We start from the raw sequence: 26,692 nt of genomic DNA, 5'->3' as shown, positions 1-26,692 counted from the left end.
ACCCACCCCGAAGCAGACCCGACCTGCAACGGTCAAGACCTCACGCCTGCTGCCCTTGCGACGGCAGGTTCCCGCCCCGGCAGAATCCCCATCGGGATCCTCCGGTCAGCGTCCGGCGGGACGGACACCCCAGGAGACCAACCCGAAAGGGCCGGTCAGCCAGGTGCCGCACACGGTTCCCACCACCCCTCCGCGACACCCTCACCGGGTCCGCGGGGCAGCCCTCGGTCGCGGCTTCCACCGCCACGTACACGCCACCCCCGTAACCGACCGGGATGGTAGCGCCAGCCGGATGTCCGGCTTGCCGAGAATCGCATAGGGAACCAGAGACGCTTCCACGAACGGCACCGGGCGCGGCCCCGGCCGGGCCCCGTCCGGCGGGGGTGGGTCAGGGAGTGGGCGGCTCGACGGGCTGGGGGCGGTTCTCCCACTTGGTCGACAGGGCGATCCCGGTGCGGGTGGAGGCCACGCCCGGGGTGCGGTTCAGCCGGACGATCAGCTGCTCCAGCTCGGCGATCGTGCCCACCCGCGCCTTGAGCAGGAACGACTCCACCCCGGCCATGAAGTAGCAGGACTCGATCTCCGGCATCTGCCGGAACGAATCCAACACGTCGTCGGTGTCCCCGCCGGAGTCCTCGACGATGCCGATCAGCGCGGTCACGCCGAGCCCGATCGCCTCCGGCTCCACCTCGGCCCGGTACGCCCGGATGACGCCGCTGGACTCCAGCTTGCCGACCCGTTCGTGCACCGCCGGGGCGGAGAGGCCCACCTGGCGGGCCAGTTCGGCGTACGACAGGCGGGCGTTGCCGCGCAGCAGCTCCACGAGGCTCAGGTCGATCGTGTCCACGGAGAGTGACCCTATCCGTTCGGGCGTAACGCGAGACGCTCGGCATCAGTTGAACGTGACAACATGTACCCATTCACAAACTGATGGTCATGGGAGTTCTCTGCCGGTAGCATTTACTAACTTCTCAAGCCGTGCGTTTTTCGCGTTTTGGCGGACAGGCCAGGTCGCTGGTGCTGTAATTGCCATACGTCCCTCATGACGGCTCTGGGCTCGCACCGGCCGGGGGCAGTGTGTTCAGCCGGGGGCTTCGTCGACGCGAGGAGGGGGCTGTGGACACTGGAGATCGCCTGCTGACACCGGGTGAGGTCGCCGCGCTGTTTCGGGTTGACCCGAAGACTGTGACGAGATGGGCGGCGGCCGGCCGGATAGGCAGCATCCGGACTCCAGGCGGGCATCGCCGGTTTCGGGAATCCGAGGTGCGGGCCCTGCTTGAGGGGGAGGGCATGCTGGACGAGGCGGAGGACATGGGCAAGCCACGCAACATGGGCCCGGCGGCCGCGACCGGCCCCGGACCGGCCAACGCCGGCATGTACTGAGTACGGATCGGCACGCGGACCGGCCGTCAGGTCCGGTCCGCGTCCCGTTGGGCGGCGGCCAGCTCGCCCGACCAGCGACGGAACAGCGTGTGCGGTACGCCCAGCGCGTCCAGCACCTTGCCGGCCACGAAGTCGACCAACTGCTGCGCCGAGGCGGCCGCGCCCGCGCCGTAGAAGCCCGGACTGGCGGGCAGCACGACCGCGCCGGCGTCGTGCAGCGCGATGAGATGCTCCAGGTGGCTGCGGGTCACCGGCGTCTCCCGCGGCACCACCACCACCGGCCGCCGCTCCTTCAGGTTGACCTCGGCCGCCCGCTGCAGCAGGTCCTTGGAGAGCCCGATCGCGATGCCCGCGCAGGCCGCCGTGCTCGCCGGCACCACTGCCATGCCGCGTACCCGGTAGGAGCCGCTGCTCGGGCCGGCGGCCAGGTCACCGGCGGGCCAGTGCCGCAGGTCCGCGCCGGTCAGCTCACGACCCAGCCAGGCGGCCAGGTCGTCGGCCCAGTGCCCGTCCCGGAAGGGGCGGCCGGTCTCGTCCAGGATGGTCAGCCGGGCCGCCCGGGAGACGATCAGGTCCACCGCCGCGCCGGCGTCAAGCAGGCCCCGCACGACGGCTGCCGCGTACGGCGTGCCGGAGGCACCGGAGACGCCGACCACCCATGGTTCGCGCATGCGACAAGCGTGCCTGGTCGGCGGCGGGGACCGGCGGGCACCCCCGTCGTGCCGGTCCGGAGCGTCCCCCTTGTCCCGGGAGCGTCGTCGTTGTCCCGCCGGGTCACGGCCGTCCCGGCGACCTGGCATGCTTCCGTCGGCGATCCACGGCCACGGGAGGGATCGGGATGACGGAGGCGCTGCTCTGGTCGCTGCGGTCCGGCTGCCCGCTCGCGCCCCGGCTCTCCCCGTACGCCGACCGCACCCAGCACTGGCTGCTCGACCAGCTCGTCGGCCTCGACCTGCCGCTGGACGCGGTGGCCCTGGGTCGACTGCGCCGGGCGGGTTTCGCCCGGTACGCCGGCCGGCTCTACCCGGACGCCACCGAGCCGGACCTGCGCGTGCTGACCGCCCTGTTCACCTGGTTCTTCCTGGTGGACGACGCCTGTGACCGGCCGGACCGGCTGACGCCGCCGCAGATCCGCGCGCTACGCGACGGGGCGCTCGCCCTGCTGCGCGAGGGGCCCCGGGCACGCCATCCCGGCTTCTCGGGGCCGCTGCGGCGGCTGCTCGTGCAGGCGTGGCGGGAGCCCCGACGGCGGATGCCCGCCCGCTGGCGGCTGCGCTTCGCCGACGCGGTCGCCGACCACTTGGACGGCGCCTGGCGGGAGGCGGTCGCGAAGGCCGCCGGCCGGGCCCCCGGGGTGGCCGAGTACGTCCAGCTGCGCCGGGCGACCTCGGCGGCGTACGTGTCGTACCCGCTGATCGAGTTCGCGACCGGCCGGCCGCTGCCCGATGCGGTCTACCACCATCCCGCGCTGGGCCGGATCGCCGACCTCGGCAACGACCTGCTCTCCTGGTTCAACGACCTGGCGTCGCTGGACCAGGACCGGGCCAGCGCCGGTGGGCACAACCTGGTGCTGGCGATGGCGACCGAGTACGGGGTGCCGGTGGGGACCGCCGTGAACCTGGTGGCCGAGCGCTGGCGGGCGGGGATGGCCCGGTTCGTGGCGCTGCGCGCCGCGGTGCCGTCGTTCGGTCCGGCGCTGGACGAGGCGGTCACCGCCCACCTCGACGGGGTCGCCTACGCCGTGCGCGGCACGGTGGACTGGACGTTGGAGAGCGGCCGCTACCCGGTCGCCCCCGTGTCCTGACCTCGCCGCTCAGGGGCGCAGGTCGAGCCGGACCACCAGGTCGAGCAGGGCGAAGACGAAGAGCGCGATTCCGACGAAGCCGTTGGCGGTGAAGAAGGCCCGGTTGACCTTGCTGAGGTCGGTGGGGCTGACCACCAGGTGCTGGTAGCCGAAGGCGACGGCGGTGAACGCCAGCCCGATCCACCAGAGCCAGCCGAAGCCGACCAGCGCGCCGAACCAGATGAACAGCGCGAAGGTGACCACGTGCGCGACGGTGGAGGCGTGCAGCGCGAAGCGCCGGCCGTACCGGGCGGGCACACTGTGCACACCGATCTCCCGGTCGATCTCCGAGTCCTGGCAGGCGTAGATCAGGTCGAAGCCGCCGATCCAGAGGCCGACGGCCGCGCCGAGCAGCCAGGCCGGCCAGGAGCCGGCGAGGGTGCCGGTGACCGCGAGCCAGGCGCCGACCGGGCCGACCGCCTGGGCGATCGCCAGGATGGTGTGCGGCCAGTTGGTGAACCGCTTGCCGTACGGGTAGACGACCAGCGGGATCACGGCGAGCGGCGCGAGCACCAGGCAGAGCGGGTTGAGCAGGGCGGCGGCGGCGAGGAAGACCACCAGCGCGACGGCCGCGCCGGTCCAGGCCGTCCGCACGCTCACCGCCCCGGTGACCAGTTCCCGCCCGGCGGTACGCGGGTTCCGCGCGTCGATCCGCCGGTCGAGGATCCGGTTGGCGGCCATCGCGAACGTCCGCGCCCCCACCATCGCCACGGTGATCAGCAGCAGGTCGAGCCAGCGCACCCGCCCGCCGTCGACCCGCATCGCGGTCAGCGCCGACAGGTACGCGAACGGCAGCGCGAACACCGAGTGCTCGATCGCGACGAGCTTGAGGAACGACTTCACCCGGCCCGGCTTCTCGGCCGGCGCGTCGAGGACCGCCATCAGATCCCGTACTCCTTCCAGCGCTTGTCGACCAGCGAGACGACCTCGGGCGACATCGACATCTCCTCCGGCCAGCCCCGGGTGTAGCCCTCGGTGGGCAGCTTGCGGGTCGCGTCGACGCCCACCTTGCCGCCCCAGAACTGCTGGTACGACGCGTGGTCGAGGTGGTCCACGGGGCCCTCGGTGAGGAGCAGGTCGCGGGCGTAGTCGACGTTGCCGAAGGCGCGGAAGGCGACCTCGTTGTAGTCGTGCACGTCGCAGTCGGCGTCGACGATCACGATCAGCTTGGTCAGCGACATCAGGTGGGCGCCCCAGATCGCGTTCATCACCTTCTGGGCGTGCTTCGGGTAGCGCTTGCGGATCGACACGATCGCGCAGTTGTGGAAGACCCCGGCGGCCGGCAGGTCGTAGTCGACGATGTCGGGGATCAGCAGCTTGAGCAGCGGTTGGAAGATCCGCTCGGTGGCCTTGCCGAGGCCGTGGTCCTCCTGCGGCGGCTTGGAGGTGACGATCGAGTGGTAGACCGGGTCGCGCTGCATGGTCATCGCCTCGATGTGCAGCACCGGGAACGGCTCGACCGGGGTGTAGAAGCCGGTGTGGTCCCCGAACGGGCCCTCCGGCAGCCGCTCGCCGGGCTCCAGGTAGCCCTCCAGCACGATCTGCGCGTGCGCCGGCACCTGGAGCGGCACGCTGAGGCAGTCGACCATCTCGACCCGCTCCCCGCGCAGGAAGCCGGCGAACAGGTATTCGTCGATGTCGCTGGGGAGCGGCGCGGAGGCGGCGTAGGAGACGACCGGGTCGCAGCCGATCGCCACCGCGACGGGGAGCCGCTGGCCGAGCCGCTCGGCGACGGCGTGGTGGGCGGTGGAGTCCTTGTGGATCTGCCAGTGCATGCCGAGGGTGTTGCGGCCGTGCTGCTGGAGCCGGTAGAGGCCGAGGTTGCGCTTGCCGGTCTCCGGGTGCTTGGTGTGGGTCAGCCCGTAGTTGTGGAAGATCCCGCCGTCGCCGGGCCAGACCTGGAGGCCGGGCAGCCGGTTCAGGTCGACGTCGTCGCCCCGGTAGACCACCTGCTGGCAGGGGGCGGTCTTCACCTTGCGCGGCGGCACCGACTTGAGCTGCATGACCTTGCCCAGGCCCTCGCGGATGCCGGACCAGCCGACCGGCAGCTCCGGCTTGATCAGCGCGCCGATCCGCTCGCCGATCTCGTCGAGCGAGTCGACGCCGAGCGCCATCGCCATCCGCTTCTCGGTGCCGAACAGGTTGATCGCGACCGGCATCTCGCCCCGGGTGGGGCGCTCGAAGAGCAGGGCCGGGCCGCCGGCCCGGACGGTCCGGGTGACCACCTCGCTGATCTCCAGGGTGGGGTCGACCGGGACGCTCACCCGCCGCAGCTCGCCCGCGCGCTCCAGCGCCGCGAGGAAGTCCTTGAGATCGGTGTACGGGAAGCCACGAGCCGCCATGTCCGCCAGTCTCCCGCACCGGCCTCCCGGTCGCCCAAGCCGGGTGGTGTGACGCGGCCGATGCCGGCACGGACCGGGCATGGCCGGGCGACCGCCGGGTAGTCGAGCCGTCCGGCGGCGAAGGGGGCGGCGATGGGCGGCGGGCGGATCCCGGCGGGTTTCAGCGAGCAGCGGGCACGGGTCGGCGAGGTGAGCCTCAACTACGTCCGGGGTGGCAGCGGTCCCCCGCTGGTGCTGCTGCACGGCTATCCGCAGTGCTGGCACATGTGGCGGCACCTGCTGCCGGAGCTGGTGCGCTCGTTCGAGGTGGTCGCGCCGGACCTGCGGGGCTTCGGCGACAGCGACGCCCCGGCCGGCGGGTACGACAAGAAGAACATCGCGGCCGACCTGCACGGCCTGCTCACCGGGCTCGGCCTGACCGGCGACCTCCGGCTGGTCGGCCACGACCTGGGCACCATGGTCGCGTACGCCTACGCGGCCGCCCATCCCGACGTGGTGTCCCGGCTGGTGCTCACCGAGGCGCCGATCCCGGACGAGAGCCTCTACACGATCCCGGCCCTGACGGCCGCCGGCCCGGCGGTGTGGAACTTCGGCTTCTTCAACGTCGCCAACGGGCTGCCGGAGCAGCTGATCGGCGGCCGGGAGGCGCTCTGGGTGGACCGCTTCACCGACTCGATGATGGTGCACAAGGGCAGCATCGGGCCGGAGGACGCCGAGGAGTACGCCCGGCACCTGCGCGACCCGGACCATCTGCGGGCCAGCTTCGACTGGTTCCGGGCGTTCGGGCAGGACGTGGCGGACAACGCCGCGTACCGGTCGACGAAGCTGCCGATGCCGGTGCTCGCCGTCGGCGCCCGGGCCAGCCTCGGCGAGCAGGTGGCCGAGCAGGTCCGCCGGTACGCCGACACGGTCTCCGGCGAGGTGGTCGAGGACTGCGGCCACTGGCTCTTCGAGGAGCGACCGGCGGAGTTGAGCGCCCTGCTGCTGCCCTTCCTGCGCGGCTGACGTCTACCCGGCCGGGTGCCAGGCGTACGCGGCCAGCGGCGGGTCGAGCGGCGCGCCGGTGAGCCGGTTGGCGAAGGTCGAGATGGTGTAGGTGCCGACGCCGAGCACCACGTCGAGGGCGTGCCGGGGCTGCCAGCCGGCGTCGAGGAAGGCGGCCAGCTCGGCGTCCGGGACGGCGCCCCGGTGGTCGAGGACGGCCAGGGTGAACCGGCGCAGCGCCTCCAGCCGCGCGTCGGGCAGTTCGGTGCCGGCCCGCAGCGCGTCGACCAGCTCCGGCGTACCGCCGTGCCCGGCCAGGGTGGGGGTGTGCATGGCAACGCAGAGATGGCATTCGTTGCGGGTGGCCACGGTGAGGACCAGGACCTCCCGTTCCACCGGGGCCAGGCTGCCGGCCTCGAAGACGGCGTTGGCGCCGAGGAAGCCCTTCAGCAGCTGGGGGGACTCGGCCATCAGGGCGACGGCGGCGGGCAGGTAGCCGAACTTCCTCTGCACGGCGTCCAGGGTCGGGCGCGCGGCGGCGGGCGCGGTGTCGGGGGTGTGGGCGGTGAAGACCGGTCGGGACATGCCGACCCCTCTCGGATACGATGGTCAACGTGGTTGACCAAATAGTAAACGTGGTTGTCGAGCATGGCAACGCCTGACCGCCCCGGATTCGCGCTGCCCCTGCTGCTGCTGGCCGGCTTCCGTACGCTCATCGACGACCTGCACGCCGAGCTGGCCCGGCAGGGGCACCCGGAGCTGCGGCCGGCGCACGGCTTCGTCCTCCAGGCCGTCGGCCCGGACGGCACCACCGCCTCCGAGCTCGGCCAGCGTCTCGGCGTCAGCAAGCAGGCCGCCGGCAAGACGGTGGACCGGCTGGTCGCCCTGGGCTACCTCGAGCGCGCCGACGACCCCGCCGACGCCCGGCGCAAGCTGGTCCGGATGACGGAGCGAGGGCTGGACGGGCTGCGCCGCTCCGCGGTCGTCTTCGACGAGCTGCGCGACCGCTGGACGGTGACGCTCGGCCCCGACCGCGTCGCCGCGATGGAGGACGACCTGCGCACGGTCGCCTCGGCCGACTTCTTCCGCCTCGACGTCCCCGGCTGGTTCGGCGCCTGACCGCTCATGATCGTCTGCGCCTCGCCGGCGCGACACGCCGGTGAACCCGTCGGCAGAGTGCAGACGATCACAGCACCCCGTCCCCGGGGCGCGTCGACGACGTGCTGAGCCGGCGTCGCACCCGACGACCGGGACGCCGTTCGTCACCGGCTCCCCTTAGGATCAGCGCGCCGATCGGGCCGAACTGGCCCGGCCGGTCCACCTTCCTCAAGGGAGTTCGATGAGATCTGTGCGCGTTACCCGCGCGTTCCGGGTCGGCACGGCGGCCCTCGCCGCAGCAACCATGGTCGCGGCAGTCGAGAGCCCGGCGGCGGCGGAGACCGACCCCGGCTGGGTGAGCGGTTGGCTCGATGACACCACCATCGGCGCGGCCGGCGCCCCCGGCCGGACCGCCGGCCTCGTCCTGAGCAGCACCGGGGCGACCAACCCCCGGGTGACCTTCGACCTGAGCGGGTTGACCGGGGTGGCCACCGCGACCTTCCCGGACTGGTGCGTCACGGACGCCGCCGCGGTCACCTGCCCGATGCCCCCGACCGCCACCCCGGACGAGTTCGGCGCCCTGAACGGCACCCTGCCCGTCGTGCTCAGGGCGGTCACCGGCGCGGCCGACGGCGCGACCGGAACGATCGGCTACACCGCGCTGGCCGACGGCGTCGACGGCTGGGCCCAGCAGGCCACGGTGACGGTGCACGCCGGGCCGGACGTGATCGACCTGGTCGACGAATACGTCAGCGGCGCCGCCACGGGCGACCAGCTCGCCATGCCGGTGTCGGTGCTCAGCGCCGGCGACCAGCCGGCGGACGACCTCCAGATCACCCTCCGCTTCCCGGTCGGCGTGGAGCCCGCCGCGTACCGCAACTGCCGGTACGGCGCCGGGGACCAGCTCAGCACGATCGTGGTGTGCACCGTCGGCGGCGAGCTGACCCCGGGTGCCCGCTACGAGATCCCCGGCGGCTTCGCCACCTCGGTCGGTCCGGCCGCCGTCGGCGACAAGCGGATCAGCCAGACCGTGGCCCCCGCCGACACCGCCGGTCCGCTGCCCGCGGGCGTGACCTTCACCCGCCGCGACGCCGACCAGTCGCTGCGGCTGCGTCAGGTCGGCCAGCCGGTCGACGTGATCGGCCCCGAGCACCAGTACCCGTCCGGGCAGTACTACCTGCGCGCGATCCGCGGCGCCTTCGACGTGGTCGCCCTCGGCGCGACCGCCACCGGGTCGGCCGGCGACACCGTCCGGGTCGAGGTGGGCCTGCGCAACGACGGCCCTGGGGTGCCGGACGGCACCATCTCCGGGAACAACGCCGCCTGGTTCGTCTTCACCCCGCCCGCCGGGACCGCCGTCAGCAACCGCCCGGCGAACTGCTCGCCGGCCGGCAGCGAGGAGGAGGAGCCGGACCCGACCGTCCCGGTCACCTGGTACTGCACCAAGCCGGGCGGGATCTTCGCCGCCGGGGAGACCTATCTGGTCGGCTTCGACCTGCGCATCGACGCCCGCTCGGGACTACCGGCGAGGTCCGCATCCCGCACGGCTATCCGCGGGCCGACGACGACCCGGCGAACGACACCGCCGCGGTGACCGTGAGCTGACTCCGGGACGACGCGACCGCCGGGAGCCCGCGGGCTTCCGGCGGTCGTGGTTGAAGTCAGCTGACGCCGGCGTACGAGTGCAGGCCGGTGAAGAAGAAGTTGACCCCGAACAGGTTCATCAGCATGGTCAGGAAGCCCAGGACGGCGATCCAGGTGGCCACGTTCCGCTTGATGCTTGGGGTGGCCCGGGCGTGCAGGTAGCCGGCGTAGACCACCCAGGAGATGAACGCCCAGGTCTCCTTCGGGTCCCAGCCCCAGGCCCGGCCCCAGGCCGCCTCGGCCCAGATCGCCCCGGCGATCACCGCGAAGGTGAAGATCGGGAACGCGAAGGCGTGCAGCGCGAAGGTCATCCGCTCCAGTCCGGCCGCCGCCGGCAGCCGGCGGGCCAGGGTGTACGGGAAGCTGCGCCGCCCCTGCTCCCAGCCGGCCCGCATCAGGTACGCCGCCGCCGGCACCACGCCGAGCAGGAAGATGCCGGAGGCGAAGACGATCGTCGACACGTGGATGACGAACCAGTACGACTGGAGCGCCGGCATCAGCGGCGTGACCTGGACGTAGAGCTTCAGCTCGGCGAAGGCCAGCAGCAGCACCATGACCAGGGTCAGGAAGAGCCCGAGCCGGCGCAGTGCGGGGCGCTTCCAGAGCACCGCGAGCCAGGCCGCGGTCCCGATGAAGGTGACCGTCAGCACGAACTCGTACATGTTGCCCCAGGGCATCCGCTCGGCGGCGACCCCCCGGGTGACCAGGGCCCCGAGGTGCAGCGCGGCGGCGAGCGCGGTGACCCAGCCGGCGATCCGACCGGCCACGAGGGCCCGCTGCGCCGACCGGCCGGCCCGGTTCTGGACCGGGGCGGCGGGGGCCTCGACGGTCCCGCCGGCGCCGCCGACACCCGCGCCGACCAGCTCCCGGGACGGGGCGGCGGCCGGCACCGCCCGGGCGTTGCCGAGCGCGTACTCGACGGCGTGGCTGATCATCGCGACCAGGTACGCCAGGATCGCGAAGGTCACCAGCTGGTCGGAGAGTGCGGACATCACTCGACTCCTTCTCGCGTCCGCTCGTCGGCGCGGACCGCGGCGACCAACTGGGCGAACTCGTCGGCGAACCCTGGGTGTTCGGTGCGCGGCAGCCCACCGGCCTCCACCAAGCTACTACCGCTCGTCGGAGATCCATCGTCCGGGGGCGTCACCCGGAACCAGACCCGCCGCCGCCGGCCGAAGAGGGAGCCCATCAGGCCGGCGAGCAGCACCACACAGGCGCCGAGCAGCAGCGCCTGCCCGGGGGCGTACCGGACGGAGAGGGTGACGTAGGGCTTGGTGCCGAGGAACTCCAGCGTGCTGCCGTCGTCCAGGGTCCACTTCTCGCCGACGCCGAGCTTCTGGTCGCCGAGCTGCTTGAGCTTGCCGTTGTCGACCTGCCGCTGGTCGAGCTTGTAGACCGAGCCGGGGATGCCGGCGTCCAGCCCGAGGTTGCCCCGGTACGCGACCAGCACGACCGCCGGGTTCCGCTCCTCGGGGAACTTCGACGTGACGAACGGCCCGGTGTCCGGGGCTGTCGGCAGATAGAGCCCGTCGAAGGCGACCTGCTGGTCGGCGGCGCGCTTGCCGGTCTTCGGGTCGACGTTGGCGTCCGGGAACGCGGCCAGGCCCTCGCCGGTCAGTCCGACGTCGCCGGTGGTCAGGAACGGCACGGTGCTGGTCTGGCTGCGGCCGTACCGGTCGGTGTACTTCAGGATCGGGGCGTACCCGTGGCCGAGCAGGTAGACGTTGGCGGAACCGAGCCGCAGCGGGGAGTTGACCGAGAAGTCGGCGGTCCGCTTCGACCCGTCCGGCTCGTCCACCGTCACGGTGGCCCGGAAGCTGGCCGGCTGTCCGGACGGCAGGAACTTCGCGTGGAAGTCGTCCAGGGTGAGACAGAACGGCGGCAGGTCGCTGCTGTCCACGCGCGGGCCGAGGGAGGCCTCGCTGTACTGCTGGCGGGTGTTGCAGAAGGCGTTCTCCGCGCCGGCCACCAGCAGCCGGTTGCCGTGCCAGCCGTACCAGGAGCCGAGCGCGACCCCGAGCAGCACGGCGACGAGCGAGGTGTGGAAGAGCAGGTTGCCGGTCTCCTTGAGGTAGCCCTTCTCGGCGGAGACCTCGTTGCCGCGGACCTCGACCCGCCAGCGGCGGCGGCGCAGCACGGCGGCGATGGCCGCCGGGTCGGCGGCGGCCGGGGCTTCCAGCACCGCGTGCTGGGGCAGCCGGTCCAGCCGCTTCGGCGCGGCCGGCGGGCGGGAACGCAGCGCCCGCAGGTGGTCCCGCAGCCGGGGCAGGATGCAGCCGACCAGCGAGGTGAAGAGCAGCAGGTAGATCGCGGAGAACCAGATCGAGCCGAAGACCGCGAAGGCGCCGATCCGGTCGAGCTTCGGGGCCAGGTCGGGGTGGTCGACGAAGTACTGGTTGACCTTCTCCGGGTTGACCCCGCGCTGGGGCAGCACCGAGCCGGGGATGGCGGCGACCGCGAGCAGGAAGAGCAGGATCAGCGCGGTACGCATGCTGGTCAGCTGCCGCCACGAGTTGCGCAGCAGGGCGAGCACCGGGTTGACCCGCCGCCGGGGCGCCGCGGCGGGCGGCGTGGCCGGCCGGTCGTCCACGGTCGTCATCAGATGCTCACCTCGCCCACCCCGACGTGCGTCTGCAGCCAGATCACGAAGTTCTGCCAGCCGCCGGTGACCAGCGCCAGGCCGATCAGGATCAGCAGGACGCCACCGATCCGGGTCACCCAGCGGCTGTTGCGCCGGACGGCGCGGAAGACCCCGAGCAGGCGGTGGAAGCCCAGCCCGAAGACGACGAACGGTACCCCCAGCCCGAGGCAGTACGCCACGGCCAGCACCACGGCCCGGTCGGTCTTGCCGCCGACGGTGGCCATGCCGAGCACCGCGCCGAGCGTCGGGCCGGTGCAGGGCAGCCAGCTCAGCGCGAAGACCGCGCCGAGGACGGGGGCGCCGAGCAGTCCGGCGGCGGGCAGCCGGTTGATCCGGAACTCGCGCTGCATCCCCGGCACCAGGCCGAGGTAGCCGAGCCCGAGCACCACGACCAGCCCGCCGATGACGATCTCCAGGGCGCGTTCGTGCTGGAAGAAGACCTTGCCGACGCCGGAGAAGAGGATCGCGGTGGCGGTGAAGACGGCGGTGAAGCCGGCGATGAACAGCAGCGTCCCGGCGAGCACCCGGCCCTTGACCGCGGCCGCCGGCCGGGCCGCGACGGCCACCCCGCCGGTCGCCACGGCGACCCCGCCGCCGGTCGGGGCGTCCCCGCCGGCCGGTGCCGGCTCGGTTCGCGCCCGGCCCTCCAGGTCCGCGCCGGCCAGGCCGGTGACGTACGACAGGTAGCCCGGCATCAGCGGCAGGACGCACGGGCTGAGGAAGCTGACCAGGCCGGCGAGCACCGCCGCGCCGATCGCCAGCAGCAGGGGCCCGGACTGGGCGACCTCCCGGAACGTCTCGCCCATCAGCGGGACCCGGAGGCCGCTTGCTCGGCGGCGATCCGCTCGATGACGGGGCGCAGGCCGTCCTGGGTGACGGCGGCCCGGATCACGGTGGCGATCCGGCCCTCCCGGTCCAGGACCACGGTGGCCGGGATGGTGTTCGGCGGGATGTCCAGGGCCAGCGCGAGCCGGCTGGCCGGGTCGAAGAGGCTCGGGTAGGTGACCCGGCCCTGCTCGAACGCGATCGCCTTGTCCTTGCTGTCCTGCACGTTGATGCCGAGGAAGGTCACCCCGGAGGCCTTGGTGGCCTGGTAGGTGGCCTCCAGGTCGTCGGCCTCGGCCCGGCAGGGCGCGCACCAGGAGCCCCAGAAGTTGAGCACCACCACCTGGCCGCGGGCCTGCGAGACGTCGTAGCTGCCGCCGGTGAGCAGGTCACCGGTGATCTTCGGGGCCGCCGAGCGCTGGTCCGGGGCGCACTCGATGACGCCGGCCTTGTTGGCGCACTTGCTCTCCTCGCTGCCGGAGGAGCAGCCGACCAGCGCCGTCACGGCGGTGACGGCGGCGAGCAGGACGGCGAGGGGCCTCCGGGTGCGCATCAGGCCCCCTTGGCCGTCCGGGCGGTCGGCGAGATCGCGACCAGGTGGGCCGCCGGCTCGGAGTAGCCGATGCCGACGACCTTGGCGCCGTCGAAGTGGAACGAGGTGAGGCTGGCCAGCCCGCACTGCCGCTTACGCGGGTCGTGCCACAGCCGCTTGCGCTCGACGTACCGGCGCAGCGTCCAGATCGGGAGCTGGTGGGAGACGAGCACCGCCTCGCGCCCCTCGGCGGCGACCCGGGCAGCGTGCAGCGCGGCGAACATCCGCTCCGCGATGGCCTGGTACGCCTCGCCCCAGGACGGGGTGACCGGGTCGCGCAGCACCCACCAGTTGCGCGGGTCGCGGAACGAGCCGTCGCCCGGGGAGACCTTCTTGCCCTCGAACCAGTTGGCGCTTTCGATCAGCCGCTCGTCCACCCCGACCGGGAGGCCGAACTGCGCCGCGATCGGCTCGGCGGTCTGCTGGGCGCGCTCCAACGGGCTGGCCACCACGTGCACCACGTGCCGCTCGGCGAGCCCCTGCGCGGCGGCCTTGGCCATCTGGACGCCCAGCTCGGAGAGGCGGAACCCGGGCAGCCGGCCGTAGAGGACGCCCCCCGGGTTGTAGACCTCGCCGTGCCGCAGCACGTGGACCACCGTCTCGCTCACGTTCCCTACCCCCCGCGACCCGCCGCTGCCGCCGCCGTCGCCGCGCCGGGCAGGGCGGCGGCGATCTGCTCCAGAGCGGCATCGTCCAGCGCCGCCGACACGAACCACGACTCGAACGCGCTCGGCGGCAGGTAGACGCCGGCGGCGAGCATCGCGTGGAAGAACGCCTTGAACGCGGGGACCTGCTGGGTTCGCGCGCTGTCGTAGTCGACCACGTCGGCGTCGGTGAAGAAGATCGAGAACATGCTGCCGGCGCACGACAGGCGGTGCGGGACCCCGGCGGCGGCCAGCGCGTCGGCGGCGAGCTTGCCCACGACGGCGGCCGTCTCGTCGAGCCGGCGGTAGAGCGCGTCGTCGGCGAGCCGCAGCGTGGCCAGGCCGGCGGCGCAGGCGAGGGGGTTACCGGAGAGGGTGCCGGCCTGGTAGACCGGCCCGGCCGGGGCGAGCCGCGCCATGATCTCCGTGCGCCCGCCGAAGGCCGCGGCGGGAAGCCCACCACCCATGACCTTCCCGTACGTCCACAGGTCGGCGTCGGACGGGTCGAGGCCGTGCCACCCGGCGCGGGTGACCCGGAACCCGGTCATCACCTCGTCGACGATGAGCAACGCGCCGTACGCGTGGGCGATCCGGGCGAGCTGCTGGTTGAAGCCGTCACGGGGGGCGACCACGCCCATGTTGCCGGCGGCCGCCTCGGTGATGATCGCCGCGATGTGCGGACCCTCGGCCGCGAAGGCCTCCTCGACCGCCGTGATGTCGTTGTACGGCAGCACGATGGTGTCGCCGGCCGCCGCGCCGGTCACGCCGGGCGAGTCGGGCAGGCCGAGCGTCGCGACACCGGAGCCGGCGGCGGCGAGTAGCCCGTCGGAGTGGCCGTGGTAGCAGCCGGCGAACTTGATGATCTTGGCGCGCCCGGTGAAGCCGCGGGCCAGCCGGATCGCCGACATGGTCGCCTCGGTGCCCGAGTTGACCAGCCGCACCTGCTCGACCGGGGTACGCGCGACGATCTCCGCGGCCAACTCCACCTCGCCTGGAGTGGGCGTGCCGAAGCTGGTGCCGTACGTGGCGGCCTCCTGCACGGCGGCGACCACCTCGGGGTGCGCGTGGCCGAGGATCAGCGGCCCCCAGGAGCAGACCAGGTCGACGTAGCGCCGGCCGTCCGCGTCGAACATCCAGGGACCCTCCCCCCGGACCATGAAGCGCGGGGTGCCGCCGACGGCACGGAACGCGCGCACGGGGGAGTTCACCCCGCCGGGCACGATGGCCTTGGCGCGGTCGAACAGGGCCTCGGAGGCCGGCGCGTCGGCTGGGTAGCGGCCGGATCCGGCGGAAAGGGTATCGGTCACGATGCCGCCATTGTGTCAGCGCCCGCCGGGGAATCGGCAGCCACCCCGCACCGGGGTTACCGGGCTCACCCGCGTGCGGGTCGGCCGAGCGGGACGAAGATCAGCCGGGGCCGGCGGTCGGCACCGGGTCGGACGCGCAACCGGGGCAGGCTCGGCGGGCCGGGTGGTCGAGATCGCGATAGGGTGACCGGGTGGATCGTGCCGAACTGTCCATCACGGTACACCGGACGGGTGACGAAGTTGTTCTTCGCCTCGCCGGTGAGATCGACATGCTCACGGCCGCCCAGCTGTCGACAGTCGTCAATGAGGTGCTGGCCGACCCCCCGCCGCGCATCGTGCTCGACCTGGGCGGGGTCACCTTCTGCGACTCGCAGGGCCTCGGCACGCTGGTGGTGCTCAGCCGCAAGGCCAGCCACGCGCAGTGCCTGCTGGTGCTGAGCAACGTCGGCGACTTCCTCCTCCGCGTCCTCGACATCACCGGCCTCCGCTCCGCCCTGATGATCCGCAACGAAACCGCCCCCTGACCCACCCCTCCCACTGCCTCCGCCCGGGGTCGCCTCACCCCCGTCGATCATAAGTTGTTGCCGCGACGCGCCGAGGCGCGGGACAACAACTTCATGATCAACCGAAGCTGGGGGCGGGGTCAGGTGGTGGGGGTGTCGCGGTGGCGGAAGGCCGTGAGGCCGGTGGCCGACAGCAGGGCGGCCAGGGCGGTCAGCAGCCAGAGCGGGGTGGCGTGCCAGTGGTCGCCCAGCACCTGCGGGGTGTGCGTGAACGGGGAGAGGTCCAGCAGCCACTGGCTCAGCTCCAGCACCGCGCCGAGCTGGCCGAGCAGCACGCAGACCGCGAGCACCGCCCAGGCCACCGGGGCGAGCCGGGGCAGCAGCCCGTAGAGCAGCACGGCGAGGCCGGCCAGCACCCAGGCGGCCGGCAGCTGCGCCAGCGCGGCGCCGACCAGCCGGGGCAGCTCGCCCGGCACGTCGTGGACGCTGATCCCGTAGGTCAGGCCGGTCGCGAAACCGGTGACGGCGAGCACCACCGCCGGCCCGACCAGGGCGAACAACACATGCGACAGGAGCCAGCCGGTCCGGGTCACCCCGGTGGCCAGCACCGGCTCAGCCTGCCCGTCGGTCTCCTCCGCCCGCATCCGCAGCGCGGCCTGGATACCGTAGCCGGCGGCGGCCAGCCCGGCCAGGCTCAGCGTCGCCCCGAGGTACGCCTCGGCCAGCCCGGAGGCGCCACCGATCCTGGTCATGATCTGCTCCAGCTGGGGGTTGCCCTCGACCGAGCTGCCGGCGGCCTTCGCCGCCCCGCCGAGGATCAGCCCGAGCAGGCCGAAGCCGACCGACCACCAGAGGATCTGCCCGCGGTGCAGGCGCCAGGCCAGGCCGGACGGCCCGCTGAGGGCGCGCCCGGCGGTGGCCGGCCCGAGCCGGGGCGGCAGCAGCCCGGCACCCAGGTCGCGGCGCACCGACAACGGGTACGCGACGGCGGCGAGCAGCGCGGACAGCCCCACCGACAGCGCCGCCACCCACCACCGGTCGCCTTCGTACGCCCGGATGCGGGGCGCCCAGCCCAGCGGGGAGAGCCAGCTCAGCCACTCGCGCTCCGCCGCGTCACCGGCGAGGCGGAGCGCGAAGGCTGCCCCGAGGACGGCGATCGCGATCCCCCGTGCCCCGCCCGCCGTCTCGGTGAGCTGGGCGGCGAGCCCGCCGACGGTGGCGAAGACGATCCCGACCAGCGCGCCGGCCAGCCCGTACGCCAGCGAGCCGGCGGCCGGCAGGCCGGTGGCGACGAGCCCGCCGGCGGTGAGCAGGCCGAGCAGCAGGTTGGCCGCGTACGTCACGAGCAGGGCGGCGGTCAGGCCGGCGTACCGGCCGAGCACGGTGCCGCCGAGCAGTTCCCGGCGGCCGGCCTCCTCCTCGGTGCGGGTGTGCCGGATGACGGTGAGCAGGCTGGCCAGCGCGATGATCACCAGCAGGAAGCCGCCACGCTGGGCGGTGAGCGCGCCGACGCTCTCGCCGTACACCGGGCCGAGGAGCGCGACGATCGACGGGTTGCGGGCGGTGCCGGCGGCGTACGCGGCCCGCTCGGCGGCGGTCGGGAAGAGCTCGAAGAAGCTGGCCGCGTACGACATCGGCAGCACGGCGAGGACCAGCACCCAGAGCGGCAGCAGGACGCGGTCCCGGCGCAGGATCAGGCGGACCAGGTGACGGGTGCCGGTGAGGGTGCTCATCGGGTCGCCTCGGCGCCGGTCGACTCGTAGTGCCGCAGGAACAGCTCCTCGAGCGTGGGCGGCTGGCTGACCAGGCTGCGTACGCCGATCTCGGTGAGCCGGCGCAGCGCGGCGTCCAGCGCGGCGGTGTCCACGTCGAAGCGCACCCGGTTGCCCTCGACCCGCAGGTCGTGCACGCCGGGCAGGGTGGCGAGGCCGTCCAGCGGCCCGGCGAGCTCGGCGTCGATCGCGGTGCGGTGCAGGTGACGCAGCTCGCCGAGGGTGCCGGTCTCCACGTTCCGGCCGTTGCGGATGATCGTCACCCGGTCGCAGAGGGCCTCCACCTCGGCCAGGATGTGGCTGGAGAGCAGCACGGTCCGGCCGTCGGACTTGGCGCGGCTCACCCACTGCTGGAAGACCTCCTCCATCAGCGGGTCCAGCCCGGAGGTCGGCTCGTCGAGGATGAGCAGTTCGACGTCGGAGGCGAGGGCGGCGACCAGGCCGACCTTCTGCCGGTTGCCCTTGGAGTAGGCCCGGCCCTTCTTGCGCGGGTCCAGCTCGAAGGATTCCAGCAGCTCGGCCCGGCGCTTCGGGTCCAGCCCGCCGCGCATCCGGCCGAGCAGGTCGATCACCTCGCCGCCGGACAGGTTGGGCCAGAGGGTGACGTCGCCGGGGACGTACGCCAGCCGTCGGTGCAGGGCGACGGCGTCCCGCCAGGGGTCGCCGCCGAGCAGTCGGACGGCCCCCGCGTCCGCCCGGAGCAGGCCGAGCAGCACCCGGATGGTGGTCGACTTGCCGGAGCCGTTGGGGCCCAGGAAGCCGTGCACCTCCCCGGCGCGGACGGTGAGGTCGAGTCCGTCGAGCGCCCGGGTCCGGCCGAAGGTCTTCACCAGGCCGGACACCTCAATCGGAGTTTCCATGATTTGGAAGCTACGCTCGTTTCACAGACTTGTGAAGACTGTGAGACCTGAGGCACGATCGGGTCCAGGACATGGCAGTGAGGAGCATCCGCCGATGGCTGACGACCGCCACCCCGCCCGGAACGAGGAGGAGATCCACCTCTTCGTCGAACGGATGGCGATGGCCTTCGCGGACGTCGGCTTCCCCCGGATGGCCGCCCGCGTGCTCTTCACCGTGATGAGCGCCGACGGGCCGCTCACCGCCGGTGAGATCGGCGAGCGGCTGGGCGTGAGCGCCGCGGCCGTCTCCGGCGCGGTCCGCTACCTCACCCAGTTCGCCATGCTGGTCCGCGAGCCGGTGAAGGGCTCCCGGCGGGACCGTTACCGGATGCCGGACAACCCCTGGTACGAGGCCACGATCACCAAGACCGGGCTCTACAAGAACTTCATCGACATCGCCGCGGGCGGGGTGGCGGCCCTGGCCGGGCGGGAGACCCCCGGCGGCGAGCGGGTCAGCGAGATGCGGGACTTCTTCCTCTTCGTACAGGAGGAGATCGACTCGCTCGGCGAGCGGTGGCGGGCCCGGCGCGCCGCGACGGGACACGGCGACCGGGCCGACGCCTGACCGTCAGGCGCTGTTGCCCCAGCGGGCCTGCTCGAGGATGTCCACCGCGCGCTCCCGGGATTCCGGGCCGTCGTCGCCGCGCAGCAGGGCGGTGGCCTCGTCCACCGCCTCGGTGAGCACCCGCCACTGGGCGTCCCGCTCCCGCACCACGTCGGACTGGGCGGCGAGCTGCCGGGTCTTCACCCACAGCTCGACGAAGACCGACACCTTCGCCCGCAGCACCCACGGGTCGAACGGCTTGGTCAGGTAGTCCACCGCGCCGACCGCGTAGCCCCGCAGCGCGAGCTGGGCGTCCTTGTCCGCGGCGGTGAGGAAGATGATCGGTACGTGCCGGGTCCGCTCCCGCCGCTTGATGTGACTGGCCGTCTCGAACCCGTCCATGTCCGGCATCTGGGCATCCAGCAGGATCACCGCGAAGTCGTCCACCAGCAGTTGCTTGAGCGCCGCCTCGCCGCTCTCCACGGCGACCGACTGCACCGGAAGCCCCTGGAGGATCGCCTCCAGGGCCATCAGGTTCTCCCGCCGGTCGTCCACCAGCAGCGCCTTGGCCATCTGTGTCACGAATACTCCTCGCCTCGGCTGCCGCTGACCCACGACGCCATCAACTCGATCAGCTCGTCCAGGTCGACCGGCTTGGTGATGTAGTCGCTACCCCCGGCCGCGAGCGCCGACTCGCGGTCACCCGGCATCGCCTTCGCGGTCAGGAAGACGATCGGCAGGTCCGCGAAGCGGTGGTTGCGCCGGATCTGCCGGGTCGTCTCGTACCCGTCCTGGTCCGGCATCATCGCGTCCATCAACACGATGTCCACCTCCGGATGCTCGGCCAGCAGGCGGACCCCGTCCACCCCGTTGTCCGAGTACAACACGGTCATCCCGTGCAGTTCCAATGCGGAGGTCAGGGCGAAGACGTTGCGGACGTCGTCGTCGACGATCAGCACGGTCGCTCCCTCCAGCCGCCGGGTCGCCGGGGTCTCCGGCGGCTGCGGCAGCTCCATCGGCATGAGCAGCGACGACGGCAGGCCCGCGCGGCTCGGCGACGGCGGCGCCGGCGCCACCACCGCGTCCGGCGCCAGCACGTCCGGTACGAAGAGGGTGAACGTCGAACCCTGCCCGGGCGCCGACGACACGGTGATCGTCCCGCCGATCAGCCGGGCCAGGTCCCGGCTGATCGACAGGCCCAGCCCGGTTCCGCCGTACCGGCGGCTGGTGGTGCCGTCCGCCTGCTGGAACGCCTCGAAGATCAGCGACAGCTTGTCGTCCGAGATCCCGATGCCCGTGTCGATCACCGTGAACGCGATGACCTGCCGGGCATTGGTCAGCGCCGGCACGTCGAAGACGGCGTTCTCCGCGGCCGGGGCGATCCGCAGCGTCACCGCGCCGTTGTCGGTGAACTTCACCGCGTTGGAGAGCAGGTTGCGCAGGATCTGCTGCAACCGCTGGGCGTCGGTGACCAGCGCCGGCGGCAGGTCCTTCGCCACCCGGACCTGGAAGTCGAGGCCCTTCTCCTCGGCCTGCGGGGCGAACGCCTGCTCGACGTATCCGCGGATCTCGGAGAACCGCACCTCGGTCGGCTCGACGTCCATCCGGCCCGCCTCGATCTTGGACAGGTCGAGGATGTCGTCGATCAGCGAGAGCAGGTCCGAACCGGCGCTGTGGATCGTCCGGGCGAACTCGATCTGCTTGCGGGTGAGGTTCTGCTCCGAGTTCTCGGCCAGCAACCGGGACAGGAGCAGCAGCGAGTTCAGCGGCGTACGCAACTCGTGGCTCATGTTCGCCAGGAACTCCGACTTGTACGCCGACGCCCGGGTGAGCTGCTGCGCCTTCTCCTCCAGGCCGAGCCGGGCCAGCTCGATCTCCCGGTTCTTCGTCTCGATGTTGCCCTTCTGCTCGGAGAGCAGCTGGGCCTTGTCCTCCAGCTCGGCGTTGGTGCGCTGCAGCTCGGCCGACTGCTCCTGCAACTCCTGCGCGAGCCGCTGGGACTGGGCCAGCAGCTCCTCCGTACGCCGGTTGGCCTGGATCGTGTTGACCGCGAGGCCGAGGGTGAGCACCAGCCGCTCCAGGAACGACAGGTGCAGCTCGGAGAAGGTGGTCACGCTGGCGAACTCGATCACGCCGAGCAGCTCGCCCTCGAAGAGGATCGGCAGCACCACCAGGTCGGCCGGGGGCGTCTCGGCCAGTCCGGAGCGGAGGACGAGCCGACCGTCGGGCTGGGCCTTGACCCGGATCGTCCGGCGGGAGAGCGCGGCCTGCCCGACCAGCCCCTCCCCCGGACCGAACGTCACGTCGTGTCCCCGCGCCACGTAGCCGTACGAGGCGGTCAACCGCAGTCGCATGCTCCCGTCGGAGCTGTCCGTCAGGAAGAACGCGCCGAGCTGCGCGTCGACCAGCGGGGTCACCTCCATCATGATCATGCGGCAGACCTCGCCGAGGTCCCGCTGGCCCTGGAGCAGACCACTGATCCGGGCCAGGTTGGAGTCCAGCCAGCCCTGCTCGGCGTTCTTCTTGGTCGTCTCCCGAAGGGTGACGATCATCTGGTTGATGTTGTCCTTCAGCTCGGCGACCTCGCCCTGCGCCTTGACCGCGATCCGCTGGGTCAGGTCGCCCCGGGTGACCGAGGTGGAGACCTGGGCGATCGCCCGGAGCTGGGTGGTCAGCGTCGAGGCGAGCTGGTTGACGTTCTCGGTGAGGTCCCGCCAGGTGCCCGAGACGCCCTTCACCTGCGCCTGGCCGCCGAGCTTGCCCTCGATGCCGACCTCTCGGGCCACCCGGGTCACCTCGTCGGCGAACGACGAGAGCTGGTCCACCATGGTGTTGACGGTGTTCTTCAGCTCCAGGATCTCGCCCTGCGCGTCCACCGTGATCTTCTGGCCGAGGTCGCCCTTGGCCACCGCCGTGGTGACCGAGGCGATGTTGCGCACCTGGCTGGTCAGGTTCGACGCCATCGAGTTCACGTTGTCGGTCAGGTCCCGCCACGTACCGCTGACGCCCTTGACCTGAGCCTGACCGCCCAGCTTGCCCTCGGTGCCCACCTCACGGGCCACCCGGGTCACCTCGTCCGCGAACGACGACAGCTGATCCACCATCGTGTTCACCGTCGACTTCAGCTCCAGGATCTCGCCCCGGGCGTCGACGGTGATCTTCTGCGACAGGTCGCCCTTGGCCACCGCCGTCGTGACCGAGGCGATGTTGCGCACCTGGCTGGTCAGGTTCGACGCCATCGAGTTCACGTTGTCGGTCAGGTCCTGCCACGTGCCGCTGACGCCCTTGACCTGAGCCTGACCGCCCAGCTTGCCCTCGGTGCCCACCTCGCGGGCCACCCGGGTCACCTCGTCGGCGAACGACGACAGCTGGTCCACCATGGTGTTGACCGTGTTCTTCAGCTCCAGGATCTCGCCCTGGGCATCCACGGTGATCTTCTGCGACAGGTCGCCCTTCGCGACGGCCGTGGAGACCTGCGAGATGTTGCGGACCTGGCTGGTCAGGTTGCCGGCGAGCTGGTTGACGTTCTCCGTCAGGTCGCGCCAGGTGCCGGAGACGCCCCGCACCTGGGCCTGGCCGCCCAGCTTCCCCTCGATGCCCACCTCACGGGCCACCCGGGTCACCTCGTCGGCGAACGACGACAGCTGGTCCACCATCGTGTTGACGGTGTCCTTCAGCTCCAGGATCTCGCCCTGCGCGGCGACCGTGATCTTCTGCGACAGGTCGCCCTTGGCCACGGCCGTGGAGACCTGGGCGATGTTGCGCACCTGGCTGGTCAGGTTCGACGCCATCGAGTTGACGCTGTCGGTCAGGTCCTTCCAGGTGCCGGCGACGTTCGGCACCTCCGCCTGACCGCCGAGCTTGCCGTCCGTGCCCACCTCCCGGGCCACCCGGGTCACCTGCTCGGCGAAGAGCCGCAGCGTGTCGGTGAGCGAGTTCATCGTGTCGGCCAGCTCGGCGACCTCGCCCCGCGCCCCGACCGTGATCTTCTGCGACAGGTCGCCCTTGGCCACCGCGGTCGCCACCTGGGAGATCGAACGCACCTGGCCGGTCAGGTTCGACGCCATGGTGTTCACCGAGTCGGTGAGGTCCTTCCAGGTGCCGGCGACGCCGCGGACGTCGGCCTGGCCGCCCAGCTTGCCCTCGGTGCCCACCTCGCGGGCCACCCGGGTCACCTCGTTGGAGAAGGACGAGAGCTGGTCGACCATGGTGTTCACCGTGCGGCCGATGCGCAGGTACTCACCGCGCAGCGGCGGCCGTCGATCTCCAGCGCCATGTGCTGGGAGAGATCGCCGTCGGCCACCGCCACGATCACCCGGGCGATCTCCGTGGTGGGGCGGCCCAGGTCGTCGATCAGCGAGTTGATCGCCCGCTGACCCTCCGCCCACGAGCCGTCCAGGCCCTCGTCGTCGAGGCGTTCGGTGAGCCGGCCGTCCCGCCCGACGATCCGGCTGATCCGGCGCAGGTCGAGGTGCTGCCGCTCCTGCAGCGACACCACGTCGTTGAAGGCGTCGGCGACCTCGGCGGCCAGGCCGGCCCGGCGGGCAGCCGGACCTTGAGGTCGCCGCTGCGCACCCGCCGCAGGGCCTCCACCAGCTCACCGAGCAGCACCTCGTGATCGGGGGCGGACGGATCCGCGGCTGTCGACTGTTTCGCCGTGGTCATCATTCCTCGCTCAGCTCGGGGCCCGGCTCGTACCGACACGCGCCTATCCCACCATTCTGCCCGTGCCGCCGTCGAGGCTACGACGTGCGCGCAGCCGCCACTCCCACGCGCCGTCCGAGCGGCCCGCCGCCCGGCCCCCGGCGCTCCGCCCCATCGGTGGGCGTCGCGGGTGCGGCCCGCGCAATCGGCAGGGGGTTTGGCAGCCGGGGCGACGGCGGTGGAGGATACGGAGGTGTCAGCGGAGGCGGAACCGGGCATGACCGACAACTCGGACAGTCATGTCCGTAGCGTCCGGCTGCCCGCCGACCGGCGTACGCCCGCCGCCGCCCGGGCCCTCGTCCGGTCCGTGCTCGCCGAGGCGGACCTCGAGGAGCTGCTCAACGAGGCGCTGCTGCTCACCACCGAACTCTCCACCAACGCGGTCGAACACGCCCGCACCGAGCTGGACATCGAGGTCGCGGCGGACGAGACCGGGCTGACGGTGACCGTCTCGGACTTCGCGGCCGGGCCGGTGGACGAGCTGGTGGTCGGCGTCCGCAACGTCTCCGACGAGATCACCGAGGTCGCCGAGCGGGGACGCGGCCTGCTGCTGGTGGACCACTTCGCCAGCCGCTGGGGCACCACCTACCTGCCCACCGGGAAGGGTGTCTGGTTCCGGCTGGACCGGCACGACGCCGCGCCGCCGGAGCGGCGGACGGCGGCCGCGGAGGCGCACAGCCACCTCGCCGACGGCGACGACGCGACGCGCGACGCGCCGAGCGCGGCCGCGATGAGCGAGCTGATGCAGATCAGCCCCGATCCGTACGCGGAGGACCCGCTGCCGGAGTTCGCGACCGGTCTGGTGACCCGGCTGGCGGAGATGGTCGGCGCGGCCGGTGGCGTGGTCCGGCTGGACCGGGGCGACGGGCAGGGCACCCAGGTCCTGGCCCGGTACGGCCGGCAGCCCCGGGACGACAACGAGCTGGTCCGGGTGCCGCTGGCCGTGCACCGCCCGTACGCGGGAGAGCTGGAGCTGGACGCGGCACCGTCCGCGTACGCCCGACCGCTCGCGGTGCTGGCGGCCGAGCGGCTCTCGCTGCACCTGGAGAACGATCGGCTGCGCCGGGCGGACGTACGCCGGTCGGCCTGGCTGACCTTCCTGGCCGAGGCGAGCGAGCTGCTCGCCCAGTCCCTCGACGTCGAGCTGACCATGGCGCTCATCCCGCAGCTGGTGGTGCCCCGGCTCGGCCAGTGGTGCGCGGTGCACACCACCGACGAGTGGGGTCGGCTGCGGCTCGCCGCGGCCAGCCACGCCGACGAGTCGGTGCTGCCGCAGCTGCACAAGGTGCTCCAGGAGACCGGGCCGGACTCGATCCAGGCCCGGTTGCGCGAGGCGTCGCGGAGCGCGTCGCAGGTCCCGCTCGGCGCCCCGATGGAGGGCTTCGCCGTCCCGCTGATCGCCCGCGGCCAGCGGCTCGGCACGCTGGCCGTCGGCCGGCACCAGCGGCACCGGCACGACCCGGACGAGGTCTCGGTGCTGGAGGACGTGGCCCGCCGGGCCGCCCTGGCGATCGAGAACGCCCGGATCCACGCCGAACGGCGCCGGGTCGCGCAGACCCTCCAGCAGTCGCTGCTGCCGCCGGTGCTCCCGGTGGTGGAGGGCATCGGCTTCGCCGCCGAGTACGTCCCGACCGGCGACGACGCCGAGGTCGGGGGCGACTTCTACGACGTGGTGCCGCTGCCGGACGGCCGCTGGCTGGTGGTCATCGGTGACGTGTCCGGCAAGGGCGTCCAGGCGGCGGCGGTCACCGGGCTGGTCCGCGACGTGATCCGGGTGCTGGTCGGCGACGGCAAGCCGTTGCCGGAGGTGCTGAGCCGGCTGAACGAGACGCTGGTCGAGCGGGGCGGCGGCCGATACTGCACGCTGGCCCTGGCGGCGGTCGGGCCGGCCGGGGGCGACCAGCTCGACGTGGCCCTGCACCTGGCCGGCCACGACCGGCCGGTGCTGCTGAGCGGCGGTGGTGGCGCCGACTTCGTCGGCACCGGCGGCACGGCGCTCGGGCTGCTCGACTCGATCGCCACGCCCACCGCCGAGATCTCGCTCGGCCCGGGCGACGCGCTGATCTTCTACACCGACGGGGTGACCGAGCGCCGGCGCGGCCGGGAGCTCTTCGGCACCGAGCGGCTGCGCGACGCGGCCGCCCCGCTGGCCGGCTACTCGGCGGACGTGGTCGCCGCCCGGCTGCGCGCCACCGCGATCGGCTTCTCGGTGGAGGCCCCCCGCGACGACATCGCCATCCTGGTCCTCCGCAACGACGCCCTCTGACAACGGAGGTCAGAGACCGCCGGGGAGGCGGCCGGGGGCGAGGCGCTGGTGCGGGTCGAGGTGCTCCTTGGCCGCCCGCAGGCGGGGCAGCGTGGGCAGGTCGCCCCAGAGGTCGACCACCCGGCGGACCGGCGCCGGCGCGGCCACCACGACGCAGCGGCCCCGCCGGGCCAGCAGCACCCCGCGCACCGCGGCGACGATCGACGCCACCCGGTCGGGCGGCAGGGACCCGGGCAGCGCGGCGTGCACCGTGCCGATACCGGCCGAGCCGCGGACCGGCACCGCGCTGCCGGCGGCGTCGCGCAGCGCGTACACCGCCGCGTGCAGGTCGTTGATGGGCACCTCGATCCGCAGCGCGGTCTCGCCCGGGCCGAACGGGTAGCGCCCCCACCACTCCGGGGCGGCGTGCCCGGCCACCGCCTCCGGGCCGAGCAGGCCCACCAGCCGCTCCACGCGCTCCGCGACGTCGGCCGGGCCGCCCTCCAGCAGCACCACGAGGCTGCCCGCCGCGGCCGGCCCGACCGACCGCCGGGCGATCGAGGGATGGTCGGGCGGCGAGGACCGAGGGGTGGTCGGGGTGGACCCGTCGGCGGGGGCAGCGGGATCCGCAGCGCGGTCTCGCCCGGGCCGAACGGGTAGCGCCCCCACCACTCCGGGGCGGCGTGCCCGGCCACCGCCTCCGGGCCGAGCAGGCCCACCAG

23 protein-coding genes and 2 pseudogenes are annotated in these 26,692 nt (G+C 72.8%); 8 read left to right on the top strand and 17 right to left on the bottom strand.

Annotated elements, in window-relative coordinates; all coding sequences use genetic code 11:
- Positions 1 to 388: 388 nt before the first annotated feature.
- Positions 389 to 847: an Lrp/AsnC family transcriptional regulator gene (locus JNW87_RS13000; protein ID WP_109801850.1), complete on the bottom strand. Its 459-nt coding sequence runs from the start codon at positions 845 to 847 to the stop codon at positions 389 to 391.
- A gap of 269 nt (positions 848 to 1,116) precedes the next feature.
- Between JNW87_RS13000 and JNW87_RS12995 the strand changes: the two genes are divergently transcribed.
- On the top strand, positions 1,117 to 1,383 hold the full coding sequence (locus tag JNW87_RS12995) for a BldC family transcriptional regulator (RefSeq protein ID WP_109801849.1): 267 nt from the start codon (positions 1,117 to 1,119) through the stop codon (positions 1,381 to 1,383).
- Positions 1,384 to 1,409: 26 nt separating this feature from the next.
- On the opposite strand, the gene JNW87_RS12990 is transcribed toward JNW87_RS12995, so the two are convergent.
- Entirely contained in the window at positions 1,410 to 2,054 is a 645-nt protein-coding gene (locus JNW87_RS12990; protein WP_109801848.1) for a UbiX family flavin prenyltransferase, read from the bottom strand.
- Positions 2,055 to 2,221: 167 nt separating this feature from the next.
- On the opposite strand from JNW87_RS12990, the gene JNW87_RS12985 reads away from it, so the two are divergent.
- Positions 2,222 to 3,187 (top strand): terpene synthase family protein, encoded by a 966-nt coding sequence (locus tag JNW87_RS12985; protein WP_109801847.1) that lies wholly within the window; start codon positions 2,222 to 2,224, stop codon positions 3,185 to 3,187.
- 9 nt (positions 3,188 to 3,196) lie between these two features.
- Here JNW87_RS12985 and mqnP read toward each other — a convergent pair whose 3' ends face one another.
- Together mqnP and JNW87_RS12975 are read right to left on the bottom strand one after the other, a co-directional pair.
- Complete coding sequence (gene mqnP, locus JNW87_RS12980; protein WP_109801846.1) at positions 3,197 to 4,108, bottom strand: menaquinone biosynthesis prenyltransferase MqnP; 912 nt, start codon at positions 4,106 to 4,108, stop codon at positions 3,197 to 3,199.
- The gene (locus JNW87_RS12975; RefSeq protein ID WP_109801845.1) at positions 4,108 to 5,568 is read right to left on the bottom strand and encodes a menaquinone biosynthesis decarboxylase; all 1,461 of its coding nucleotides are present in this window, start codon (positions 5,566 to 5,568) and stop codon (positions 4,108 to 4,110) included. Before JNW87_RS12975 ends, mqnP begins: the two co-directional genes overlap by 1 nt.
- A gap of 132 nt (positions 5,569 to 5,700) precedes the next feature.
- Here JNW87_RS12975 and JNW87_RS12970 point away from each other — a divergent pair, with 132 nt between their 5' ends.
- The gene (locus JNW87_RS12970) at positions 5,701 to 6,573 is read left to right on the top strand and encodes an alpha/beta fold hydrolase (protein ID WP_109801844.1); all 873 of its coding nucleotides are present in this window, start codon (positions 5,701 to 5,703) and stop codon (positions 6,571 to 6,573) included.
- Positions 6,574 to 6,576: 3 nt separating this feature from the next.
- Here JNW87_RS12970 and JNW87_RS12965 read toward each other — a convergent pair whose 3' ends face one another.
- Positions 6,577 to 7,137, bottom strand: a complete 561-nt coding sequence (locus JNW87_RS12965; RefSeq protein ID WP_109801843.1) for a carboxymuconolactone decarboxylase family protein — start codon at positions 7,135 to 7,137, stop codon at positions 6,577 to 6,579.
- A 63-nt stretch (positions 7,138 to 7,200) separates the two neighbouring features.
- On the opposite strand from JNW87_RS12965, the gene JNW87_RS12960 reads away from it, so the two are divergent.
- Both JNW87_RS12960 and JNW87_RS12955 read left to right on the top strand, forming a co-directional pair.
- Positions 7,201 to 7,671 carry a MarR family winged helix-turn-helix transcriptional regulator gene (locus JNW87_RS12960; RefSeq protein ID WP_109801842.1) on the top strand — a complete coding sequence of 157 codons (471 nt, stop codon included), beginning with the start codon at positions 7,201 to 7,203 and terminating at the stop codon, positions 7,669 to 7,671.
- Between the two features lie 229 nt (positions 7,672 to 7,900).
- Positions 7,901 to 9,244, top strand: coding sequence for a hypothetical protein (locus JNW87_RS12955; protein ID WP_238453762.1), 1,344 nt, complete (start codon positions 7,901 to 7,903; stop codon positions 9,242 to 9,244).
- A gap of 67 nt (positions 9,245 to 9,311) precedes the next feature.
- Here JNW87_RS12955 and ccsB read toward each other — a convergent pair whose 3' ends face one another.
- The 6 genes from ccsB to hemL are packed head-to-tail and all read right to left on the bottom strand — an operon-like array spanning position 9,312 to position 15,303.
- Positions 9,312 to 10,286, bottom strand: coding sequence for a c-type cytochrome biogenesis protein CcsB (gene ccsB / locus JNW87_RS12950; RefSeq protein ID WP_109801840.1), 975 nt, complete (start codon positions 10,284 to 10,286; stop codon positions 9,312 to 9,314).
- Positions 10,286 to 11,893 carry a cytochrome c biogenesis protein ResB gene (locus JNW87_RS12945; protein WP_109801839.1) on the bottom strand — a complete coding sequence of 536 codons (1,608 nt, stop codon included), beginning with the start codon at positions 11,891 to 11,893 and terminating at the stop codon, positions 10,286 to 10,288. Before JNW87_RS12945 ends, ccsB begins: the two co-directional genes overlap by 1 nt.
- The gene (locus JNW87_RS12940) at positions 11,893 to 12,741 is read right to left on the bottom strand and encodes a cytochrome c biogenesis CcdA family protein (RefSeq protein WP_109801838.1); all 849 of its coding nucleotides are present in this window, start codon (positions 12,739 to 12,741) and stop codon (positions 11,893 to 11,895) included. Before JNW87_RS12940 ends, JNW87_RS12945 begins: the two co-directional genes overlap by 1 nt.
- On the bottom strand, positions 12,741 to 13,313 hold the full coding sequence (locus tag JNW87_RS12935; RefSeq protein ID WP_109801837.1) for a redoxin domain-containing protein: 573 nt from the start codon (positions 13,311 to 13,313) through the stop codon (positions 12,741 to 12,743). The genes JNW87_RS12940 and JNW87_RS12935 overlap by 1 nt, the downstream gene beginning before the upstream one ends.
- Positions 13,313 to 13,960, bottom strand: coding sequence for a histidine phosphatase family protein (locus tag JNW87_RS12930; protein WP_109801836.1), 648 nt, complete (start codon positions 13,958 to 13,960; stop codon positions 13,313 to 13,315). The genes JNW87_RS12935 and JNW87_RS12930 overlap by 1 nt, the downstream gene beginning before the upstream one ends.
- A 5-nt stretch (positions 13,961 to 13,965) precedes the next feature.
- The gene (gene hemL / locus JNW87_RS12925) at positions 13,966 to 15,303 is read right to left on the bottom strand and encodes a glutamate-1-semialdehyde 2,1-aminomutase (RefSeq protein ID WP_109801835.1); all 1,338 of its coding nucleotides are present in this window, start codon (positions 15,301 to 15,303) and stop codon (positions 13,966 to 13,968) included.
- 191 nt (positions 15,304 to 15,494) lie between these two features.
- On the opposite strand from hemL, the gene JNW87_RS12920 reads away from it, so the two are divergent.
- Complete coding sequence (locus tag JNW87_RS12920; RefSeq protein ID WP_089011677.1) at positions 15,495 to 15,827, top strand: STAS domain-containing protein; 333 nt, start codon at positions 15,495 to 15,497, stop codon at positions 15,825 to 15,827.
- Positions 15,828 to 15,946: 119 nt separating this feature from the next.
- Here the strand turns inward: JNW87_RS12920 and JNW87_RS12915 are convergent, their stop codons facing one another.
- On the bottom strand, positions 15,947 to 17,539 hold the full coding sequence (locus tag JNW87_RS12915) for an ABC transporter permease (protein ID WP_109800068.1): 1,593 nt from the start codon (positions 17,537 to 17,539) through the stop codon (positions 15,947 to 15,949).
- Complete coding sequence (locus tag JNW87_RS12910; protein ID WP_109800067.1) at positions 17,536 to 18,438, bottom strand: ABC transporter ATP-binding protein; 903 nt, start codon at positions 18,436 to 18,438, stop codon at positions 17,536 to 17,538. The genes JNW87_RS12915 and JNW87_RS12910 overlap by 4 nt, the downstream gene beginning before the upstream one ends.
- A gap of 94 nt (positions 18,439 to 18,532) precedes the next feature.
- Between JNW87_RS12910 and JNW87_RS12905 the strand changes: the two genes are divergently transcribed.
- Entirely contained in the window at positions 18,533 to 19,042 is a 510-nt protein-coding gene (locus JNW87_RS12905) for a GbsR/MarR family transcriptional regulator (RefSeq protein ID WP_109800066.1), read from the top strand.
- 3 nt (positions 19,043 to 19,045) lie between these two features.
- Here the strand turns inward: JNW87_RS12905 and JNW87_RS12900 are convergent, their stop codons facing one another.
- The 3 genes and pseudogenes from JNW87_RS12900 to JNW87_RS40630 form a co-directional block, all read right to left on the bottom strand.
- On the bottom strand, positions 19,046 to 19,603 hold the full coding sequence (locus JNW87_RS12900) for a two-component system response regulator (RefSeq protein WP_109800065.1): 558 nt from the start codon (positions 19,601 to 19,603) through the stop codon (positions 19,046 to 19,048).
- Positions 19,600 to 23,229 carry a HAMP domain-containing protein gene (locus JNW87_RS12895; protein ID WP_238453761.1) on the bottom strand — a complete coding sequence of 1,210 codons (3,630 nt, stop codon included), beginning with the start codon at positions 23,227 to 23,229 and terminating at the stop codon, positions 19,600 to 19,602. Before JNW87_RS12895 ends, JNW87_RS12900 begins: the two co-directional genes overlap by 4 nt.
- Positions 23,209 to 23,596, bottom strand: a pseudogene (locus JNW87_RS40630) (HAMP domain-containing protein); the annotation flags it as partial. The gene JNW87_RS12895 and the pseudogene JNW87_RS40630, both read right to left, overlap by 21 nt.
- 346 nt (positions 23,597 to 23,942) lie before the next feature.
- Here JNW87_RS40630 and JNW87_RS12885 point away from each other — a divergent pair.
- Positions 23,943 to 25,991, top strand: coding sequence for a SpoIIE family protein phosphatase (locus JNW87_RS12885; RefSeq protein WP_201749461.1), 2,049 nt, complete (start codon positions 23,943 to 23,945; stop codon positions 25,989 to 25,991).
- A 9-nt stretch (positions 25,992 to 26,000) separates the two neighbouring features.
- On the opposite strand, the pseudogene JNW87_RS12880 reads toward JNW87_RS12885, so the two are convergent.
- Positions 26,001 to 26,692 (bottom strand): annotated as a pseudogene (locus JNW87_RS12880) (hypothetical protein); the annotation flags it as partial.

The sequence above is a fragment of the Micromonospora sp. ATA51 genome, from assembly GCF_016802855.1.
Taxonomy (GTDB): domain Bacteria; phylum Actinomycetota; class Actinomycetes; order Mycobacteriales; family Micromonosporaceae; genus Micromonospora; species Micromonospora sicca.
Note: the sequence above shows the minus strand (reverse complement) of the source record. Positions and strands in the feature narration are given on the sequence as shown.

Bases quoted from the DNA above. Each gene is read 5' to 3' on its own strand.
- JNW87_RS12990 (WP_109801848.1), bottom strand. From the start codon at position 2,054: ATGCGCGAACCATGGGTGGTCGGCGTCTCCGGTGCCTCCGGCACGCCG.
- JNW87_RS12985 (WP_109801847.1), top strand. From the start codon at position 2,222: ATGACGGAGGCGCTGCTCTGGTCGCTGCGGTCCGGCTGCCCGCTCGCG.
- mqnP (WP_109801846.1), bottom strand. From the start codon at position 4,108: ATGGCGGTCCTCGACGCGCCGGCCGAGAAGCCGGGCCGGGTGAAGTCG.
- JNW87_RS12975 (WP_109801845.1), bottom strand. From the start codon at position 5,568: ATGGCGGCTCGTGGCTTCCCGTACACCGATCTCAAGGACTTCCTCGCG.
- JNW87_RS12970 (WP_109801844.1), top strand. From the start codon at position 5,701: ATGGGCGGCGGGCGGATCCCGGCGGGTTTCAGCGAGCAGCGGGCACGG.
- JNW87_RS12965 (WP_109801843.1), bottom strand. From the start codon at position 7,137: ATGTCCCGACCGGTCTTCACCGCCCACACCCCCGACACCGCGCCCGCC.
- JNW87_RS12960 (WP_109801842.1), top strand. From the start codon at position 7,201: ATGGCAACGCCTGACCGCCCCGGATTCGCGCTGCCCCTGCTGCTGCTG.
- ccsB (WP_109801840.1), bottom strand. From the start codon at position 10,286: ATGTCCGCACTCTCCGACCAGCTGGTGACCTTCGCGATCCTGGCGTAC.
- JNW87_RS12945 (WP_109801839.1), bottom strand. From the start codon at position 11,893: ATGACGACCGTGGACGACCGGCCGGCCACGCCGCCCGCCGCGGCGCCC.
- JNW87_RS12940 (WP_109801838.1), bottom strand. From the start codon at position 12,741: ATGGGCGAGACGTTCCGGGAGGTCGCCCAGTCCGGGCCCCTGCTGCTG.
- JNW87_RS12935 (WP_109801837.1), bottom strand. From the start codon at position 13,313: ATGCGCACCCGGAGGCCCCTCGCCGTCCTGCTCGCCGCCGTCACCGCC.
- JNW87_RS12915 (WP_109800068.1), bottom strand. From the start codon at position 17,539: ATGAGCACCCTCACCGGCACCCGTCACCTGGTCCGCCTGATCCTGCGC.
- JNW87_RS12910 (WP_109800067.1), bottom strand. From the start codon at position 18,438: ATGGAAACTCCGATTGAGGTGTCCGGCCTGGTGAAGACCTTCGGCCGG.
- JNW87_RS12905 (WP_109800066.1), top strand. From the start codon at position 18,533: ATGGCTGACGACCGCCACCCCGCCCGGAACGAGGAGGAGATCCACCTC.
- JNW87_RS12895 (WP_238453761.1), bottom strand. From the start codon at position 23,229: ATGGTCGACCAGCTCTCGTCCTTCTCCAACGAGGTGACCCGGGTGGCC.
- JNW87_RS12885 (WP_201749461.1), top strand. From the start codon at position 23,943: ATGACCGACAACTCGGACAGTCATGTCCGTAGCGTCCGGCTGCCCGCC.